We start from the raw sequence: 18,561 nt of genomic DNA, 5'->3' as shown, positions 1-18,561 counted from the left end.
TAACGCAGTTATGCATCCATTTATAACAGGGTTATGGGATACTGGCAAGCATGTCACCGAAACCCGCCGCCACCGAGGTCAAGGCCAAGCTGATCGAAGCGGCGATCCGGTTGCTCGCGCACGGCGGCCCGGAGGCACTCCAGGCCCGCAAGCTGGCGGCCGAGATCGGCGCGTCGACCATGGCCGTGTACACGCACTTCGGCGGGATGGGCGCCTTGGTGGACGAAGTCGCGCGCGAGGGATTCCGGCGGCTGTCGGCGAATCTCGGCGAGGTCGAGGAGACCGACGACCCGGCCGCCGACATCCTCACCCTGGCGCTGGCGTACCGGCGGACCGTGGTGGACAACCCGCAGCTCTACGCGGTGACCTTCGGCCAGAGCCAGCCCAGCGGGCAGAAGGCCGCGCTGGGCGACATGACGAACGAGGAGACCCGGCAGAACGCCAGCGAGGAGGGCCGCGAGGCGTTCGGTTACCTCGTCCGCGCCGCGAAACGGGTGATCGACGCGGGACGGTTCCGCCCGGCCCCGGAGTTCGCCGTCGCCGCCCAGCTCTGGAGCGCCGTGCACGGCTACATCACGCTGGAGGTCGCCGGCCACTTCGGCGACGGGCGGAATGGCGTGGACCACATCCTGATTCCCCTGGCCACCGCGCTGGGAGTGGGTTTGGGCGACACTTTCGAGGCCGCTACGCGGTCCGCGCAGGTCTCGATCGACGCCTGGCGCGCGAAAGAGGGAAACATCGGCACCTGATCCGGCGATACCCCGGTCACAGGTCGGTGAATCGTGCAACCTTCCAGCGAGAACGCACGTCTGACCTGGTAGAAGATCAACGGGGAACGGGGACGGGTGAACGAGGACGACCAGGAGCACGCGACGCTGCCGGGGGTGCATGGCGCCCGCCGCTGGCTGAGCCGTCGTTCCGTGCTGATCGCCGGGGCTTCCGGCCTCGGCGTCGCGGGGCTCGCCGCCGGAACGGCCACCGGGGCCCTGCCCTTCAGCGAAGCGATGCAGCGGGCACTCGGCGTCGCGTCGCCGACGCCCGCCACCCAGCTCGGCACCCCGCGCGTCGAACGCGTGTACTCCGAAGCCCGCGGCCGCGAGGTCGACCTCGTGCTCCTGCTGCCGACCAAGGCGCCGCCCAAGGGCCTGCCGATGTCGCTGATGTTGCACGGCCTCCACGGCACCGCGCGGCACGCCGCCCCGACCGGGCTGCTCAAGCAACTCGGCAGCGACGTCGCCCGCAAGGCGGTCCCGCCGTTCGGGTTCGTCGCGGTCGACGGCGGCGACCACTACTGGCACGAGAACCAGCCCGGCGACAACCCGATGGCGATGCTGCTGGAAGAGGTCCCTCGCTGGCTGGCCGCCCGCGGCCTCGGCGGCCGGGACGGACTGCCGTTCGCCGCCACCGGGCTCTCCATGGGCGGCTTCGGCGCGCTGCTCTACACGCGACGCCGTCTGGAACGCCGTCGCCCGCCCGCCGCGGTCGCGGCCCTCGCGCCCGCCCTCATCACGTCGTGGGCGGAGATGAGCAAGCGGCGCGCGTTCCGCGATGCCACCGACTGGGGCTCGCTGGACCCGTTGCGCCATATCGACGCCATCAAGAGCGTGCCGACCGGGATCTGGTGCGGCACCGAGGATCCGTTCATCGGCGGGGTGCGGAAGTTCATCTCCGAAGCGCGGCCCGCGGTCGCGCACACCGCGCGTGGCAAGCACGGCGACGCCTTCAACCGCACCGTCGTGCCGAGCCTGGTCGCGTTCCTCGGCAAGCACGTGCCGAAGAACGTCTAAGCGCGGAAGAAGACCCTCGTCACGGTCGACCCCGGTCTGAGGTACTGCCGGACCAGATCGGCGACCTGGTTCACCAGCACCAGGCCACGTCCGCCGATCTGTCCCGGCGAAGCGGGTCTGCGGCCCGCCAGCGGATCGCTCAGCGTGCCTTCGTCGGTGACTTCGCAGAGCACGTAGCCGTCTTCACTCCAGACGCGGACCACACCGTGTCCCGCACCGTGCAACACGCTGTTGGCGGACAGTTCCGCCACGGCCAGCACTAGATCCTCGACCCGGTCCGGGGCGAGCCCGCACTCCGCGGCTCTCTCCTGCGCGAAGCGGCGCACGGCCGAAAGCCTCGCGAGGTCGAAGCGGAACGACTCGGCCTCCCGCGGTTCGGGCAGCGGCAGGTTGTACTTCTCGACGACCGTGGCGGGCGCGTACTCCGCGCTCGGGCGATCGCCGTCCGCGCCGGAGAGGGTCGGATGGGTCAGTTCGACGTCGGCGAGGACGTCGTCTTCGAGACGGGTCCGGTCGTACGGGCACAGCATGCGGAGTTCGCGGTCGCCGAAAGCGAAGTTGATCAGCGCCTCGTGCTGCGCGCACGCCGGGTACTCGACGGCCGAACGCCCCGCCCAGATCGGCTCGCCGACGATCCGGACCGGACCCGGCCGGTTGTCCGCGAAAGCGAGGAGCACGCCGGGGAGGATGCGGCCCGGGTTGCGGCCCGCTTCGATCATGTCGATGAGTTCGACGTCGGCGGCGGAATCGCCCAAGGCCGCTTCGATCAGCGTCAGATTCCGGCCGGGAACGGCCACCGCGACGGGTTCGGCGAGCTTCAGGCCTTCGAGGATGTACGGAACCGTACCGTTCAGATACTCGGTGTCACCAGAGTAGAGCAGGCCCACGTGGGAGAAGGAACCCGCGGTGACTGTCACGGACTCGTCTTACCCCGTGGAAAGAGTTCTGAAACCCCGCTAACGGAGGAAAATCCGGAAACCGTCCGTAGGACCGTTCAGCCGAGCCAGCGTCCTGCCATCGAGATCAGCCAGAAACCGACGAGCGTCGCACCGGTGAACAGGCCGGTCCAGCGGACGAGCGCCCGGTTCGCTTCCGCGCTCCGCGCCGCCTTGATCCGGACGAGCGCGTACGCCGAGCCGGCGAACAACGGCAGTGGGATCAGCGGCAGCGGCGACAACCGGACGGCACCGGCGATCAGGCAGGTCGCCACCAGCACGGCCAGCGCGATGGTCAGCGCGCGCGGGATCCACGGATGCCCGCGATAGGCCCCGATGACGATGCGTTCGGTGAGTTCGACGAGTCCCCTGACCTCGCGTGGACTCGCGGCTGCCAGTTCGGGAGCCTCGTTCTCGTCCTTCGTGGGAGTCAGCGGCACTCCCGCATCCTATCCCGGCCCGGTCACCGGCCGGACCGGGCCGGAGAAACCGATGCCCCGGCCGGAAGGATCCGGCCGGGGCATCGGTGACGAAGAGCGCCGCTCAGGCGGACTTCTCGCCGCGCTCGCTGCTGCGACGGCGTGACGGCTGCCGCGCCACGATCGTCGGGTTCACGTTCTCGCGGACCGTCTGCTCGGTGATGACGACCTTCGCGACGTCGTCGCGGCTGGGGATGTCGTACATGACCGGCTGCAGGACCTCTTCCATGATCGCGCGCAGGCCACGGGCGCCGGTGCCGCGGAGCACGGCCTGGTCGGCGATGGCCTCGAGCGCGGTCTTGGTGAACTCCAGCTCGACGTTGTCCATCTCGAAGAGCTTCTTGTACTGCTTCACCAGCGCGTTGCGCGGCGTGGTCAGGATGCTGACCAGCGAGTCCTTGTCCAGGTGGGTCACCGTCGCCACGACCGGGAGGCGGCCGATGAACTCCGGGATGAGCCCGAACTTGATCAGGTCCTCCGGCATGGTGTCGGAGAAGATGTCGCTCTCGTCGATCTCGGCCTTCGTGCGGATCTCCGCGCCGAAACCGAGGCCGCGCTTGCCGACCCGCTCGTTGATGATCTTCTCCAGCCCGGCGAACGCGCCGGCCACGATGAACAGCACGTTCGTCGTGTCGATCTGGATGAACTCCTGGTGCGGGTGCTTGCGGCCGCCCTGCGGCGGCACCGAAGCGGTGGTGCCTTCGAGGATCTTCAGCAGCGCCTGCTGCACGCCCTCGCCGGACACGTCGCGGGTGATCGACGGGTTCTCGGACTTCCGGGCGATCTTGTCGACCTCGTCGATGTAGATGATGCCCGTCTCGGCCCGCTTGACGTCGTAATCCGCCGCCTGGATCAGCTTGAGCAGGATGTTCTCGACGTCCTCGCCGACGTACCCGGCTTCGGTGAGCGCCGTCGCGTCCGCGATCGCGAACGGGACGTTCAGCATCTTCGCCAGGGTCTGGGCGAGATAGGTCTTGCCGCAGCCCGTCGGCCCGAGCATCAGGATGTTGGACTTCGCCAGTTCGACGGTCTCGTCCTTGGAATCCTTCGGCCCGGCCTTGTCGTCGGACTGCACACGCTTGTAGTGGTTGTACACCGCGACGGCCAGCGAACGCTTCGCGTCGTCCTGGCCGATGATGTACTGCTCGAGGAACTCGTGGATCTCGGCGGGCTTGGGCAGCTCGTCGAGCTTGACCTCACCGGCCTCCGCCAGTTCCTCTTCGATGATCTCGTTGCAGAGATCGATGCACTCATCGCAGATGTAGACCCCGGGGCCGGCGATGAGCTTCTTCACCTGCTTCTGGCTTTTGCCGCAGAAAGAACATTTCAGCAGGTCGCCGCCGTCACCGATCCGTGCCATGGCCGTTGACCTCGTCCCCTCCGGCGCTTTCCTTCGCGCCTGCACTGTCGTGCTGACTGTCGTACCCCGGTCACGGATGACCTCTCGGAGCCTCACACACTGCCACTGACGGTACCCGTCCGATGCCGTCGGCGGGAGAACCAACGTCACATCTGAGCACGCCAGAAGCTGACCTTAGACCAGGGATCCGGTGCGTGTCGTCTCCCGACACGCACCGGATCCCGGCACGATCAGCTGCTCGAAGCCTTGCGGTACTCGAGCACCTCGTCGACGATCCCGTACGCCTTGGCCTCGTCGGCCGTCAGGATCTTGTCGCGTTCGATGTCCTTCTTGACCTCGTCGGCGTCCTTGTTCGTGTGCTTCGCCAGGATGACCTCCATCTGGCGCCGCACCCGCTGGATCTCGTTGGCCTGGATCTCCAGGTCCGACACCTGGCCGTAGGTGCCCTCGGTGGCGGGCTGGTGGATCAGCACCCGCGAGTTCGGCAGCGTGAACCGCTTGCCGGGGGTACCGGCCGCCAGGAGCACCGCGGCGGCCGAAGCGGCCTGGCCGATGCACATGGTGACGATGTCGGGGCGGACGTACTGCATCGTGTCGTAGATCGCCATCAGCGCGGTGAACGAGCCACCGGGCGAGTTGATCAGGATCATGATGTCGCGGTCCGGGTCCTCGTGCTCGAGGTGCAGCAGCTGGACCATCACGTCGTTCGCCGACGCGTCGTCGATCTGCACGCCGAGCATGATCTGACGCTCTTCGTACAGCTTGTTGTACGGGTTCGATTCCTTGATGCCGTAGCTCGTGCGCTCGACGTACGAGGGCAGGACGTACCGCGACTGCGGCACCTGGAGCCGCGACTGCGCCCCCGGCGCCTGCGACCCGATCGGAAGCTGGAAGTGGTTCATGGGAATTCTCCTGTGTGCCGGCGCGGATCAGCTGGTGGGAAGCGGGTTCTCGCGCGTGAGGACCTGGTCCACGAAGCCGTAGTCCTTCGCCTCCTGCGCGGTGAACCAGCGGTCGCGGTCACCGTCCTTGACGATCTGCTCGACCGTCTGGCCGGTCTGCTCGGCGGTGATCCGGGCCAGCTCCTGCTTCCACTTGCCGAACACCTCGGCCTGGATGGCGATGTCGGAGGCCGTGCCGCCGACACCCGCCGAGGGCTGGTGCATGAGGATGCGCGCGTGCTGCAGCGCGTACCGCTTGCCAGGCGTGCCGGACGAGAGCAGGAACTGCCCCATCGACGCGGCCAGGCCCATCGCGTAGGTCGCGACGTCCGGGCGGATCAGCTGCATGGTGTCGTAGATCGCGAAACCCGCGGTGACCGAGCCACCGGGCGAGTTGATGTAGAAGCGGATGTCCGACTCGGAGTCGTCTGCGTCGAGCAGCAACAACTGGGCGGTGATCCGGTTCGCGACCTCGTCGTTGACCTCGGAGCCGAGGACGACGATGCGCTCCTGGAGCAACCGCTCGAAGACCGAGTCGGTGAGGTTGAGCCCCGCGGTTCCGGTCCGCGCCTCGGGCATGTGCTGCGTCACGTCTGCCTGCCTTTTCGCCGACGGCGGCCAGCCGTGCCTCGGCCGCCGCTGTATGTCCAGATGCTGTGTCCAGGTGCTGAGGATCTTGCAACCGACCCTAACGAACTTGGGCGGTGCAGAATGCCTGACACCGCCCAAGTTCGCTTACAGCTTTACGGTCCGTTTCGCGAAGGACCGGGTATTCCCTACTCGGCCGCAGTCTTCGCGGTCTCCTCGGTGACCTGCGTCTCCTCGGCTGCGGGGCCGAAGAGCTCTTCGAGGTCGACCGCGGTGCCGGAGGCGTCGGTCACGGTGGTCTTGCGGACCACCGAGGCCAGCGCCTTGCCGCGACGGACGTCGGCGTAGATCGCGGTCAGCTGACCGGACTGCTGCGCCCGCTGGACGTACTCGTCCGGGCTGACGCCGAAGCGCTGGGCCTGGTAGATGATGCGCTCGGTGAGCTCGCCGTCGTTGACCGACGTCTGCTCGGCGTCGGCGATGCTGTCCAGCAGGAGCTGGGTGCGGACGGCCTTCTCCGACTCCTCGCGCACCTCGGTGTCGAACTCTTCGAGGGTGCGGCCCTCGGCCTCGAGAGCCTTGGCGAACTGCGCCTCGTCGTGGTCGAACGGGTGGATCGCGTCGTGCTTGCGGTTCTCGATCTCGGCTTCGAGGACCTTCTCCGGGATCGCGATCTCGGTGCGCTCGAGCAGCTCCTCGAGGACCTTGTCGCGGGCCTGGACGCCCTGCTGCATCTTCTTGACGCGGCCGAGGCGCTCGCGAAGGTCGCCCTTCAGCTCGTCGATCGTGTCGAACTCGCTCGCCATCTGGGCGAACTCGTCGTCCGCCTCGGGCAGCTCGCGCTGCTTGATGGTCTGCACGGTGACGGTGACGTCGGCGTCCTTGCCGGTGTGCTCGCCGGCGACCAGCTTCGTGGTGAAGGTCTTGGTCTCGCCGGCGTTCGCGCCGATGATCGCCTCGTCGATGCCGTCGACGAGCTGGCCGGAGCCGATCTCGTAGGACAGGCCGGTGGTCGAGGCCTCCTCGACCTCCTGACCGTCGACGGTGGCCGCGAGGTCGATCGAGACGAAGTCGCCGTTCTCGGCCGCGCGCTCGACACCGGTCAGGGTGCCGAAGCGGGCGCGCAGCTCGTCGAGCTGCTCGTCGACCTCGGCGTCGGTCAGCTCGACGTCGTCGACGCTGACCGCGAAGCCCTCGAGGTCGGGCAGCGAGATCTCCGGGCGGATGTCGACTTCGGCGGTGAACTCGAGGACCTCGCGGTCCTCCAGCTTGGTCACCTCGAACTCGGGCTGGCCCAGCGTGCGGACCTCGCCCGCGCGCACGGCTTCCATGTACTTGGCCGGAATGACCTCGTTGACGACCTCGTCGAGCACCGGGGCCCGCCCGATCCGGCTTTCCAGCACGCGAGCCGGCGCCTTGCCCGGGCGGAAGCCGGGGATGCGCACCTGCTGGGCGATCTTGCGGTAGGCGCGGTCGAAGTTCGGCTTGAGCTCGTCGAACGGCACCTCGACATTGATCTTGACTCGCGTCGGGCTGAGCTGCTCGACGGTGCTCTTCAACGTATTCTCCTCGAGCGGTAAACGATGTGATTGAGCATCCGCGTGCGGTCGGCAGCGGATGCGCCCTGGCCAGCCTGCAGACCGGGCCGTCCGAGTCTAGGCCGTGTCCGTCACCGGTCCGGGCCCGGGGCCATCAGCCGACCCTCCCCCTGCCCTCCATCGCCGATCACAGCTTTCGAGAGCCGTCCGAGTAACCGCGCCCGGACCACCCGATCGGACCAGTTTTCGGTTCTTCTCTGTTACGAAGCGGCCCTTTCCTGGACACGGATGCGCGTCGCGCCGCACCATCGGGCGCCGTGACGAGGCCTTTCGTCAGCCAGATGAAGTTTACAAACCAGTACTAGTTGTCTACGGTGTGACAGCTTGTCCCGGTAGCATCGACCGAGGGGAACGATCGATGACCGTCGCCGTAACCCGGTCCGAGGACACGGGGGAGACACCCGCGAGAAGACTGAGACGCGGGGTGCCCAACCCGCGGATCCCGCTGCCGGTGGTCTCGGTGCCGACGGTGTTGCTGTTCACCGGTGGCGTCATGGTCTGGACCGGCGCCACCTGGCTCGTGGTCCACGAAGCCGCGCCGCTCTGGGTGACCATTCCCCTGCACGCGCTCGTCACCTTCACGATGTTCACCGTGCTGCACGAGTCGACGCATCACGCGGCCGGGCAGCTCACCTGGGTCAACGAAATGCTCGGCAGGCTCGCGATGCCGTTCGTCGCCGGTTACGGCTCCTTCCCGCTGGTGCGCTACATCCATCTGGAGCACCACCGCAACACCAACGCGGACGCCCACACGGATCCCGACGCCTGGACCGCGCACGGCCCCTGGTGGCAGCTGCCGTTGCGCTGGCTGACCATCGACTTCTGGTACGCCCGCTTCTACGTCGCCCGCCAGCGCACCCGGCCGCCGTCGGAACGGATCGAGACCGCGGCCGTCGTCCTGCTGAGCTTCGCCGCGTTCGCCTGGCTCGCCGTGTCCGGCCACGGCTGGGAATTACTGGTGGCGTACCTGATCCCGCAGCGCCTCGGGCTGGCCGTGCTGGCCTGGTGGTTCGACTGGCTCCCGCATCACGACCTGGGCGAGCAGCGCCAGGACCGGTTCGGCGCCACCCGTGTCCGCGTCGGGCTCGAATGGCTGATGACGCCGATCATGCTGTGCCAGAACTACCACCTGGTGCACCACCTCCACCCGGCGATCCCGTTCTACCGGTACCTGCGCGCGTGGAAGGACAACCGCGACGCCTACCTCGCCAGGGACGTCCCGATCGCGACCGCGTGGGGCCGCGAACTGACGTCGTCGGAGTACCGCGAATGGCGTCAGCTCACCGGCTCGTTCGACGAAGAGCCGCCCGCTCCGCAGCCCCGGCCGCCGGGCCGCTTCCACTCGCTGCGGGTCTCCGAGGTCCGGCCGCTGTGCGAAGGCGCCGTCACGGTGACGTTCGACGTGCCGGAACGGCTGCGGGAGACCTTCCGGTTCACTCCCGGCCAGCACCTCGTCGTCCGCGCGGAGGTGGACGGGGAAGAGGTGCGGCGCGCCTACTCGATCTGCTCGACGCCGGAGTCCGGGGAGCTGCGGATCGCGATCAAGCACCAGCTCGGCGGCGTGTTCTCGACGTTCGCCACCACGGAACTCGACGCGGGCGACGTGCTGGAAGTGCTGCCCCCCGACGGAGTGTTCACGCTGACCCCGGCGCAGGGCCGCTCGGGCCGTTACGTCGCGCTCGCCGCCGGCAGCGGGATCACGCCGATCCTGTCGATCCTGACCTCGACGTTGCGGAACGAGCCCCACAGCAAGGCGACCTTGCTGTACGTCAACACCTCCGGCGCCAGCACGATGTTCGCAGCCGAAGTGGGCGCCCTCGCCACCCAGCTGGGCGGGCGGCTGCACGTCGTGCACTACCGCACCGACGAACGCGACCCGGACCTGCGCACACAGCGGCCGGAGCGGCCGTTCGACATCGTCGGCGAGGCGCTCGCGATCTCGCACGAGCGCTATCAGCGCGGCCGTCTCGACAGCACCCGCCTCCGGGCGCTGCTGCAGGCGCGGCTGCATCCGGCGAAGGTGGACGAGTGGTTCCTGTGCGGACCGCGCGACCTCGTCGACATGGCCCGGCGGACCCTCTCCGACCGGGACGTCCCCGAAGAGAACGTCCACTTCGAACTGTTCCAGGGCGCGCTGCCCGTCCGGCCGTCGCGACGGCCGGGCCCGACGCTGACCGTGACCGCGGGCGGCAAGACCGCCGAGATCCCGGCGACCGTGGGCGAAACCGTCCTCGGCGCCGCTCTGCGGCACGGCGTCGACGCGCCGTACGCGTGCATGGGCGGGGCTTGCGGCACGTGCCGGGCGACGGTGGTGCGCGGCGACGCGCGGATGGACGTGCGCTACGCGCTCGGGGACGAGGAAGTCGCGGCGGGACGGATCCTGACCTGCCGGGCGGTGGCGACCTCTCCCGAGCTGGCCGTGGACTACGACCGCTGAGGTCGTTCGGGACGGATATTGAAGGTTAGGGCGAAGGTGTCCTGTTGGGTGCCCAAGTCCGTGAAGGCCTCCTTGAGGAACTCTGGGTCCCTCAAGGAGGCCTTCACGGACCGACCACTTACCAGGGTCGGTCGGTCACTGGCCCGGCGGAGTCCCTCCCGTGCCCCCGTCCTGCGGTGGTCCCTGGTCCTCCCCCGTCGACTCCCGCACCGACTGCGCGGTCGCGGTCGTGCCGGAGGTCGTGGCGGTGACGGTGACCGTGTCCCCGGTCGCGACGCCGTCCACCACCGACGAGTCGATCGTGTAGACCTTGCTGTAGCCGTCGTCGCTCACCGCGGTCAGCGACGTGGCGCTCAGCTCGGTCACCTTCCCCGTCTGCGTGAGTCGCGTGGTGTAGCCGCCGTTGCCGTCCGAGACGACGTACTCGCCGTGCAGGGCACGGGAACCGCCGGGGCCTCCCATGCCCGCCCCTCCACCGGGCGCGGCGGACGCGGTGCCAGCTTCGGCCGACGAACCGGCGGCCCAGATCGCCGCCCCGCCACCGACCGCGAGGACCGCGGCGGCCGCGCCCGCGACGACGGCTTTGCGCTTTCCGCCCCGCGGCGAAGGTGACGGCGAGGGCGCGGGAGCACCCCAGTCCGAAGTGGACGGAGGGGCGGGAGTGGACGGTGTGGTCTCGTTCATGGTCTTCGGCTCCTGTGGTCTCGTCGTTGACTCCACCGTCCGCAGCGCGGCTGTGCCGGACCTGTGCCCGCCGTCAGACCTTTCTGTGACACGTGCGCACAGCGGGCTCACAGGCGGGACACAACGCGTACATACGACTCCGGCGCACGCTCGTGGGCATGGCATCCGGTTCGGTCCCGACCACCGGCCCGCGCCGGTGGTCCCGGCCCGGGCGGCTTTCCCTGCGCGCCAGGCTGACCGGGTCGATGGTGCTGTTGCTCACCTTCGTCTGCCTGGTGATCGGCGTCGCCAGCGAGATCGCGCTGCGGTCGTTCCTCACCGGCCAGATCGACGGACAGCTCTCGGCCGCGTCGGCCCGGGCCCACGACTTCGCGAACCGGCCGCCGGAGGACGGCCCCGGTCCCAACCCGCTCAACGCGCCGGGCCAGGCCTCCGGGACGCTCAGCGTGCGCTACTCCGGCGACCGCGTGCTCTACGCCGGAGTCCTTACCGTGCAAGGACTTCCGCAAGGCCTTTCGGCCGGGCAGGAATCCGGTCTGTTCTCGGTCCCGGCGGACCGGGCGCCGACGACACTGACGCTCGACGGTCTCGGGGACTACCGCGTGCAGGCCGTCTCGATCCCCGGCGGCGTGGTCGTCACCGGGCTCCCGCTCGAACCGGTGCAGGACACGTTGACCACCGTCGGGTGGATCCTGTTCGGCGTGGCGGCGGCGGGCGTCGCCGGCGCCGGGTTCCTCGGCGCGTTCGCGGTCCGGCGCACGCTGCGGCCGCTCGACCGGGTCGCGGCGACCGCGGGCCGGGTGTCGGCGATGCGGCTGGACCGTGGCCAGGTCGCGCTTTCCGTGCGGGTGCCGGAGGCCGACACCGATCCGCGCACCGAGGTCGGCCAGGTCGGTTCGGCGCTGAACCTCATGCTCGGGCACATCGCGCAGGCGCTGGAGGCCCGGCACGCCAGCGAGACCCGCGTCCGCCGGTTCGTCGCCGACGCGAGCCACGAACTCCGCACCCCGCTCGCGGCGATCCGCGGGTACGCCGAACTCGCCGGCCGCGGCAGCGCGCTGGTCCCGCCGGAGATCGCGCATTCGATGTCGCGGATCCAGTCCGAGGCGGCCCGCATGACGACGCTCGTCGAGGATCTCCTCCTGCTGGCGAGACTCGACGCCGGACGGCCGCTCGAAGCGGGTCGGGTCGACCTCGCCCGGCTGGCCGCGGACGCCGTCGGCGACGCGCACGTCGCCGGTCCGGACCACCACTGGGAACTCCGTCTCCCCCGCGAGCCCGTGCTCGTCAGCGGCGATGTCCAGCGTCTGCACCAGGCGCTGGCGAACCTGCTGTCCAACGCGCGCACGCACACCCCGCCGGGCACCACGGTGGTCACCGCGCTGAGCCGCTCCCACACCGGGGCGGCGGTGCTGACCGTCACCGACGACGGACCCGGTATCGCCCCCGAACTCCTGCCGAGCGTGTTCGAACGCTTCGCCCGCGGCGACTCCTCCCGCTCGCGGGCGGCGGGCAGCACCGGGCTCGGGATGGCGATCACGTCGGCCATCGTCGTGGCCCATCACGGCACGATCGAGGTGCACAGCCGTCCCGGTCACACCGAGTTCGCCGTCCATCTGCCGGTGATCGGGCCCTCACAGCGGGTGCACAGCTTCGGCACAACCCCGCCCCAGGTCGGGATCCGACGCTGAGGCCATGACCCTCCTCGCCTCCCGCGACGAAGCCGATCAAGCCGCTCCACCCGCCCGAGGCAGGCCCGCCGACCCCCGCTGGGTCCGGCCCTCTCTCGCCGCGCTTCTGCTCGCGACCGCCGTCCTCTATCTCTGGAACCTCGGCGAATCCGGCTGGGCCAACGCCTTCTACTCGGCCGCCGCCCAGGCGGGGTCGATGAGCTGGAAGGCGTTGTTCTTCGGCTCCAGCGACGCCGCGAACGCGATCACGGTCGACAAGACCCCGGCCGCGTTGTGGGTGATGAGCCTTTCCGCGCGCCTGTTCGGCGTCGGCGCCTGGAGCATCCTGGTACCCCAGGCGCTGATGGGTGTCGCTTCGGTGGCGCTGCTGTTCGCCGCGGTGCGGCGGACGTCCGGCCCGGCCGCGGGTCTCCTGGCGGGCGCCGTCCTCGCGCTCACCCCGGCCGCCGCGCTGATGTTCCGGTTCAACAACCCCGACGCGCTGCTCGTGCTGCTTCTGGTCGCGGGTGCCTACTGCGTCGTCCGCGCGCTGGAGAACGCGAGCCCTCGCTGGCTGGCGCTGGCCGGGGTCGCCGTCGGATTCGGGTTCCTCGCCAAGATGCTGCAAGCGTTCCTGGTGCTGCCCGCGTTCGCGCTCGCCTACCTGATCGCGGCGCCGGCGTCGATGGGCAAACGGCTGCTGCACCTGCTCGGAGCCTTGAGTGCGACCATCGTCTCCGCGGGCTGGTACCTGGCCGTCGTCGCGTTGTGGCCCGCGGCCGACCGGCCGTACATCGGTGGCTCGCAGGAGAACAGCCTGTGGGAACTCGTCTTCGGCTACAACGGGTTCGGCCGCATCACCGGGGACGAGGTCGGCAGTGTCGGCGGTGGCCCCAACGGCGGCTGGGGCGGGACCGGCTGGGCCCGGTTGTTCGGCAGCGAGATGGCGGGCGGGATCGCCTGGCTGCTCCCCGCCGCCGTGATCGCGCTGGCCGCCGGGCTGTGGTTCACCCGGCGGGCCCCGCGCACCGACCGCGGCCGCGCGGCACTGATCGTGTGGGGCGGCTGGTTCCTGGTGACCGCCGTGGTGTTCAGCTACATGGGCGGCATCATCCACGCCTACTACATGATCGCGCTCGGCCCCGCGATCGCCGGACTCGTCGGCATCGCGGGCACGCAGTTGTGGCGCGCCCGCGGGAATCCGGCCGCCGCGGGCACCTTGAGCACCGGGATCGCGTTGACCGCGCTGACGTCCTGTCTCCTGCTGTCGCGGCAATCCGACTGGCTTCCCGGACTGGCGGTCGCGATCCTCGTGGCCGGGCTGCTGTGCGCGTTCCTCGTCTTCTTCGCCGCGCGTTTACCCGATGTGGCAAGGCGTCTGGTCGCCGTCGGCGCCTTGGTCACCGTTCTCGCTGGAACCGGCGCGTACACGGTCGCGACCGCGGCCACCCCGCATTCCGGTGCGCTCCCGTCCGCCGGTCCGGACACCGGACGCGGCATGGGACCCGGCGGCGGCATGCCCGGTGGTCGCGGCGGCGCGGGCGGCGGGCTGCTCGGGACGAGCCTCCCCGGCGACAGCCTGGTCGCGCTGCTCCAGCAGGACAGCGCGAAGTACACCTGGGCGGCGGCGACCGTGGGGTCCAACAACGCGGCGGGCTATCAGCTCGGCGGCGGGGCCCCGGTGATGGCCGTCGGCGGGTTCAACGGCACGGATCCCGCTCCCACCCTGGAGCGATTCCAGGAGTACGTCCGAAATGGACGGATCCACTACTTCCTCGGCGAAGGCATGACGATGCGCGGCGAGACCGGGAGCGACGCCGCCGAGCGGATCGCGGAATGGGTCGCCGAGACCTACACACCGACCACTGTGGACGGTGTGACCGTCTACGACCTGAGCCGGTGAATCCCGTGACAGGACACAGCGACGGCACAGCCACGGCACAAGGCTGCCTCAGCGCGATACCCGAGATTGACGATATGACAGCCGCGATCCTCTCCGGCGCCGAAACCGGCCGCCGCCCCGCCATCGCCCCGACCGGCTCCGCCGTTCTCGACGTCGTCATCCCGGTCTACAACGAGGAAACCGACCTCGAACCGTGCATCCGCCGCCTGCACGCGTATCTCGTGGAGCAGTTCCCGTACCCGTTCAGGATCACCGTCGCGGACAACGCCAGCACGGACGGCACCCTGCGCGTCGCCGAACGGCTGAGCCGCGAGTTCGAGGACGTCGAGGTCCGCCACCTCGAAGAAAAGGGCCGCGGCCGCGCACTGCGTACCGCCTGGTCCACTTCGGACGCTCCGGTGCTGGCCTACATGGACGTCGACCTCTCGACCGACCTGGCCGCGCTCGGCCCGCTGGTCGCGCCGCTGCTGTCCGGGCACTCCGACCTCGCGATCGGCAGCAGGCTGGCCCGCGGCGCGCGGGTGGTGCGCGGACCGAAGCGGGAGTTCATCTCCCGCTGCTACAACCTGATCCTACGCGGCACGCTGGCGGCGAGGTTCAGCGACGCGCAATGCGGGTTCAAGGCGATCCGGGCCGACGTCGCCGAGCGGCTGCTCCCCCACATCCAGGACACCGGCTGGTTCTTCGACACCGAATTGCTGGTATTGGCCCAGAAAGCCGGGCTGCGGATCCACGAGGTCCCGGTGGACTGGGTCGACGACCCGGACTCGTCGGTGAACATCGTCGCCACCGCGACCGCCGACCTCAAAGGCATCGCGCGGGTGACCAAGGCGACGATGACCGGCCGGATCCCGATCAGCGACCTGCGCGAGCAACTCGGCCGCGCGCCGATCCAGGTGCGGGCGCCGGGAGTGGCGCCGAGCCTGGTGCGGCAGCTGGTGCGGTTCGCCGCCGTCGGCGTCGCCAGCACCATCGCCTACCTCGTCCTTTTCCTGCTGCTGCGGACGTTCACCGGCGCGCAGGCGGCGAACCTCGTCGCGCTGCTGGTGACGGCGATCGGCAACACCGCGCTCAACCGGCGCCTGACGTTCGGCATCCGCGGCCGGGAAGGCGCCGGGCTGCACCAGTTCCAGGGGCTCATCGTGTTCGGCCTCGGACTCGGGCTCACCAGCGGCGCGCTGGCGCTGCTGCACACGATGACGGCACCCGGGCTGCCGCTGGAGATCACCGCGCTCGTGCTCGCGAACCTCGCGGCCACCGTCCTGCGCTTCCTGTTGCTGCGCGGCTGGGTCTTCCGCCGCCGGCCCGCCACCGAGATGGAGAGCTGACCCCATGACCACCGCACTCGTTTCCCGGGTGGAATCCCGCCCGGTCGGGGAAAACATCGCGAAACCACCGGACCGGTGGGTCCGTCCCGCGGTCTTCGGCCTGCTCGTCGCCACCGCGCTGCTGTACTTCTGGAACCTGACCGCCTCCGGCTACGGCAACTCGTTCTACGCGGCGGCGGTGCAATCCGGCACGCAGGACTGGAAGGCGTGGCTGTTCGGCTCCCTCGACGCCGGGAACGTGCTGACCGTCGACAAACCCCCGGCAGCGCTCTGGGTCACGACGGCGTTCGCCCGGCTCTTCGGCTTTTCGAGCTTCACCGTGCTGGCCCCGCAGGCGCTGATGGGGGTCGCGTCGGTCGGCCTGCTGTACCTGACGGTGAAGCGGACCTCCGGACCGGTCGCCGGGCTGTTCGCCGGGGCGGCGCTCGCCCTCACCCCGGTCGCCGCGCTGATGTTCAAGTTCAACAACCCCGACGCGCTGCTGACGCTGCTCCTGATCGCCGGCGCCTACTGCACGATCCGGGCGATCGAGAAGGCGAGCCCGCGCTGGCTGGTGTTCGCCGGGGTCGCCATCGGGTTCGGCTTCCTGACCAAGATGATGCAGGCGTTCCTGGTGCTGCCCGCGTTCGGCCTGGCCTACCTGATCGCCGCGCCGGCCTCGCTCGGCAAACGCTTGCTCCACCTGCTCTCGGCGGTGGTTTCGGTGATCGTCTCGGCAGGCTGGTTCATCGCGCTGGTCGATCTGTGGCCGACGGCCTCCCGTCCGTACATCGGTGGTTCGACCGACGACAGCCTGCTCGAACTGGCGCTGGGCTACAACGGCCTCGGCCGGATCTTCGGCGGGAGCGGAGGAGGCGGCGGCATGATGGCCGGCGGCTCCGGTGGGGGCGGGAACGTCAGCTTCGGCGGCGAGAGCGGCCTGACCCGGATGTTCGGCGCCAGCTTCGGCGGCGAGGTGTCGTGGCTGCTGCCCGCCGCGCTGATCGGTCTGGTCGCGGGGCTGTGGTTCACCCGGCGGGCCGCCGGGACCGACCGGACCAGGGCCGCGCTGATCGTGTGGGGCGGCTGGATGCTCGTCACCGCGCTGGTGTTCAGCTACATGAGCGGCATCGTGCACCCGTATTACGCCGTCGCGCTGGCGCCGTCGATCGCCGCCGTGGTGGCGATCTCCGGGACCTCGCTGTGGCGTGGCAGGGCTCATCCCGGGCCGCGCGTGTTCCTGTCGCTGATGATCGCGGCCAGCGCGGTCTGGGCGTACATCCTGCTGGACCGCGACGCGGACTGGCTGCCCGCGCTGCGCTGGATCATCGCCGGGCTCGGCCTGGTGACCGCGACCGTGGTGCTGGTGGGCGTCCCGCCGATGCGCAAACTCGTCGCCGTCGTCGCGACGGCCGCCGTGCTGACCGTCGGTCTCGGCACCGCCGCGTACGCCGTCGAGACCGCGTCACAGGCGCATTCCGGCTCGATCCCGACGTCCGGTCCGGCCACCGGTGGTGAGCGCGGCTTCGGCGGCATGGGCGGTCCGGGCAGGGAAGAGGGCGCGTCGACGGAACTCGGGACCGCGCTGGCCGCGACCACGACGAAGTGGGCGGCGGCGACGTCGAGTTCGCAGTCGGCGGCGAGCCTGGAACTCGCGAGCGGGAAGTCGGTGATCGGCATCGGCGGCTGGAGCGGGTCGGATCCGGCGCCGACGCTGGCGGAGTTCCAGCAGTACGTGGCCGACGGCGAGATCACGTACTACGTCGAAGGCGGGCGTGGCGGCGGCCCGGGTGGCGGCTCGAACGAGATCGCCGAATGGGTGGCGGAGAACTTCACCGCGACCACGGTCGGCGACCAGACGGTGTACCACCTGCTTTCCTGAAAATGCTTCGACAAGCGTTGGGGCACACGAGAATCCTGGACGGCGTGAATCGGCCGTACCGCTGGGACCTCGTGCGCCCCGACCAGCTCGGGACGCTGGTCGAACGCGCCGGAAAACCGTCGCTGTGGTTTCTGGACGAGCTGATCGAATGCGCCGCGAAGGTGATCGCCCGCGCCGGCGACGCGGACCTGTACTTCGTCGGGCGCTCGGCGGACAGCGTGCACGACCTGCTGAGCGGAACGCCCTGGCGGGACCGGATCCACCGGCTTCCGCTGTCGTTCGCGGGAATCCGCGAAGGCCTGACGGCCGCCGACATCACCCGGCTGCGCGCGAATCTCGCCGAAGCGGGACTGAGCCCGCACGACCTGGCGCGCGGACGGCCCAAGGTCTTCGTCGACCTTGTCTACTCAGGACAGACGTTCACCCAGCTGTACCGGCTGCTGCGCGACTGGATCGACGACGAACGCGAGGCATGGAGCGTCATCCGGAGCAGGCTCCGGTTCCTCGGGATCACCATCCGCGAGGACACGAGCCCGTCGGCGTTCCGCTGGCGGCAGCAGTTCGACTGGCCTGCCGAACTGCCCGCGAACGGCGTCCGGAACATCTCGCTCGACTGGCCGGTCTGGCATTACTTCGGCGACACGCAGGCGAAACTCACCGCTTCCTTCCCCCGGCCGCGCTGGTCGGACGAGAACGGCGGCGCGCCGGAGCACTCGAAGAAGCGGCTGCGGGGGCTGGCCGAGGCGGTCGCGATCGTCGAGGCTGGGCGCTCGAGGGCCGCGCGGGATCTGCTGGTGCGGCATCTGCGGAGCGAACCGGCGATGGCCGAGAGCTGGCTGCGGACGCTGATCACGCGCCTGCGGTAGAGCGTGGGGCCTCGTGAGTGGCGATTCGGGTTCTAACCCGAATCGCCACCCACTCCCCCCCCGCCCCGCCGCCCGCGGAAACCCCCAGACGGAAAGCGGGGGGTAGGGGAAGTGGGTTTAATAA

At 69.8% G+C, this 18,561-nt stretch carries 15 protein-coding genes; 8 read left to right on the top strand and 7 right to left on the bottom strand.

The genetic code is table 11. The features are described from left to right. Positions 1-50 precede the first annotated feature (50 nt). Together AB0N89_RS08135 and AB0N89_RS08130 are read left to right on the top strand one after the other, a co-directional pair. The gene (locus AB0N89_RS08135; RefSeq protein ID WP_364201535.1) at positions 51-749 is read left to right on the top strand and encodes a TetR/AcrR family transcriptional regulator; all 699 of its coding nucleotides are present in this window, start codon (positions 51-53) and stop codon (positions 747-749) included. A 96-nt stretch (positions 750-845) separates the two neighbouring features. Beyond that, positions 846-1,787, top strand: coding sequence for an alpha/beta hydrolase-fold protein (locus AB0N89_RS08130; RefSeq protein ID WP_364201532.1), 942 nt, complete (start codon positions 846-848; stop codon positions 1,785-1,787). Here the strand turns inward: AB0N89_RS08130 and AB0N89_RS08125 are convergent. The 6 genes from AB0N89_RS08125 to tig all read right to left on the bottom strand — a co-directional run bounded on the left by AB0N89_RS08125 (position 1,784) and on the right by tig (position 7,649). After that, on the bottom strand, positions 1,784-2,704 hold the full coding sequence (locus AB0N89_RS08125; RefSeq protein WP_364201529.1) for a sensor histidine kinase: 921 nt from the start codon (positions 2,702-2,704) through the stop codon (positions 1,784-1,786). The genes AB0N89_RS08130 and AB0N89_RS08125 overlap by 4 nt on opposite strands. Positions 2,705-2,781: 77 nt before the next feature. Then, positions 2,782-3,162, bottom strand: coding sequence for a hypothetical protein (locus tag AB0N89_RS08120; protein ID WP_364201526.1), 381 nt, complete (start codon positions 3,160-3,162; stop codon positions 2,782-2,784). 103 nt (positions 3,163-3,265) lie between these two features. Continuing rightward, on the bottom strand, positions 3,266-4,561 hold the full coding sequence (clpX, locus tag AB0N89_RS08115; RefSeq protein ID WP_016332355.1) for an ATP-dependent Clp protease ATP-binding subunit ClpX: 1,296 nt from the start codon (positions 4,559-4,561) through the stop codon (positions 3,266-3,268). A gap of 230 nt (positions 4,562-4,791) precedes the next feature. Beyond that, positions 4,792-5,463, bottom strand: coding sequence for an ATP-dependent Clp protease proteolytic subunit (locus AB0N89_RS08110; protein WP_364201522.1), 672 nt, complete (start codon positions 5,461-5,463; stop codon positions 4,792-4,794). Between the two features lie 27 nt (positions 5,464-5,490). Beyond that, the gene (locus AB0N89_RS08105) at positions 5,491-6,093 is read right to left on the bottom strand and encodes an ATP-dependent Clp protease proteolytic subunit (RefSeq protein WP_364201519.1); all 603 of its coding nucleotides are present in this window, start codon (positions 6,091-6,093) and stop codon (positions 5,491-5,493) included. A 185-nt stretch (positions 6,094-6,278) separates the two neighbouring features. Continuing rightward, a complete protein-coding gene (tig, locus tag AB0N89_RS08100) occupies positions 6,279-7,649 on the bottom strand; it encodes a trigger factor (protein ID WP_364201516.1) in 1,371 nt (456 codons plus the stop codon). A 463-nt stretch (positions 7,650-8,112) separates the two neighbouring features. Here tig and AB0N89_RS08095 point away from each other — a divergent pair, with 463 nt between their 5' ends. Further along, positions 8,113-10,125 carry a fatty acid desaturase gene (locus AB0N89_RS08095; RefSeq protein ID WP_364201595.1) on the top strand — a complete coding sequence of 671 codons (2,013 nt, stop codon included), beginning with the start codon at positions 8,113-8,115 and terminating at the stop codon, positions 10,123-10,125. Positions 10,126-10,260: 135 nt separating this feature from the next. Here the strand turns inward: AB0N89_RS08095 and AB0N89_RS08090 are convergent, their stop codons facing one another. Continuing rightward, positions 10,261-10,809, bottom strand: a complete 549-nt coding sequence (locus AB0N89_RS08090; RefSeq protein WP_364201513.1) for a hypothetical protein — start codon at positions 10,807-10,809, stop codon at positions 10,261-10,263. Between the two features lie 158 nt (positions 10,810-10,967). Between AB0N89_RS08090 and AB0N89_RS08085 the strand changes: the two genes are divergently transcribed. From AB0N89_RS08085 to AB0N89_RS08065, 5 genes are all read left to right on the top strand, one after another. Beyond that, complete coding sequence (locus AB0N89_RS08085; RefSeq protein ID WP_364201510.1) at positions 10,968-12,500, top strand: HAMP domain-containing sensor histidine kinase; 1,533 nt, start codon at positions 10,968-10,970, stop codon at positions 12,498-12,500. 4 nt (positions 12,501-12,504) lie between these two features. Then, positions 12,505-14,382, top strand: a complete 1,878-nt coding sequence (locus AB0N89_RS08080) for a glycosyltransferase family 39 protein (RefSeq protein WP_364201507.1) — start codon at positions 12,505-12,507, stop codon at positions 14,380-14,382. Between the two features lie 74 nt (positions 14,383-14,456). Then, positions 14,457-15,710, top strand: a complete 1,254-nt coding sequence (locus AB0N89_RS08075) for a bifunctional glycosyltransferase family 2/GtrA family protein (RefSeq protein WP_364201505.1) — start codon at positions 14,457-14,459, stop codon at positions 15,708-15,710. 4 nt (positions 15,711-15,714) lie between these two features. Next, positions 15,715-17,571 (top strand): glycosyltransferase family 39 protein, encoded by a 1,857-nt coding sequence (locus AB0N89_RS08070; RefSeq protein WP_364201502.1) that lies wholly within the window; start codon positions 15,715-15,717, stop codon positions 17,569-17,571. A gap of 44 nt (positions 17,572-17,615) precedes the next feature. Then, entirely contained in the window at positions 17,616-18,437 is an 822-nt protein-coding gene (locus AB0N89_RS08065; RefSeq protein WP_364201499.1) for a hypothetical protein, read from the top strand. Positions 18,438-18,561 lie beyond the last annotated feature (124 nt).

The organism is Amycolatopsis sp. NPDC089917, from assembly GCF_040684635.1.
Classification (GTDB): Bacteria; Actinomycetota; Actinomycetes; order Mycobacteriales; family Pseudonocardiaceae; genus Amycolatopsis.
The sequence above is the reverse complement of the archived record's forward strand: the minus strand, read 5'-3'. Positions and strand labels throughout refer to the sequence as shown.

What these genes read in the sequence shown, in the direction of transcription:
- AB0N89_RS08135 (WP_364201535.1), top strand. Translation starts at nt 51, where the DNA reads ATGTCACCGAAACCCGCCGCCACCGAGGTCAAGGCCAAGCTGATCGAA.
- clpX (WP_016332355.1), bottom strand. Translation starts at nt 4,561, where the DNA reads ATGGCACGGATCGGTGACGGCGGCGACCTGCTGAAATGTTCTTTCTGC.
- AB0N89_RS08110 (WP_364201522.1), bottom strand. Translation starts at nt 5,463, where the DNA reads ATGAACCACTTCCAGCTTCCGATCGGGTCGCAGGCGCCGGGGGCGCAG.
- AB0N89_RS08090 (WP_364201513.1), bottom strand. Translation starts at nt 10,809, where the DNA reads ATGAACGAGACCACACCGTCCACTCCCGCCCCTCCGTCCACTTCGGAC.
- AB0N89_RS08085 (WP_364201510.1), top strand. Translation starts at nt 10,968, where the DNA reads ATGGCATCCGGTTCGGTCCCGACCACCGGCCCGCGCCGGTGGTCCCGG.
- AB0N89_RS08080 (WP_364201507.1), top strand. Translation starts at nt 12,505, where the DNA reads ATGACCCTCCTCGCCTCCCGCGACGAAGCCGATCAAGCCGCTCCACCC.
- AB0N89_RS08075 (WP_364201505.1), top strand. Translation starts at nt 14,457, where the DNA reads ATGACAGCCGCGATCCTCTCCGGCGCCGAAACCGGCCGCCGCCCCGCC.
- AB0N89_RS08070 (WP_364201502.1), top strand. Translation starts at nt 15,715, where the DNA reads ATGACCACCGCACTCGTTTCCCGGGTGGAATCCCGCCCGGTCGGGGAA.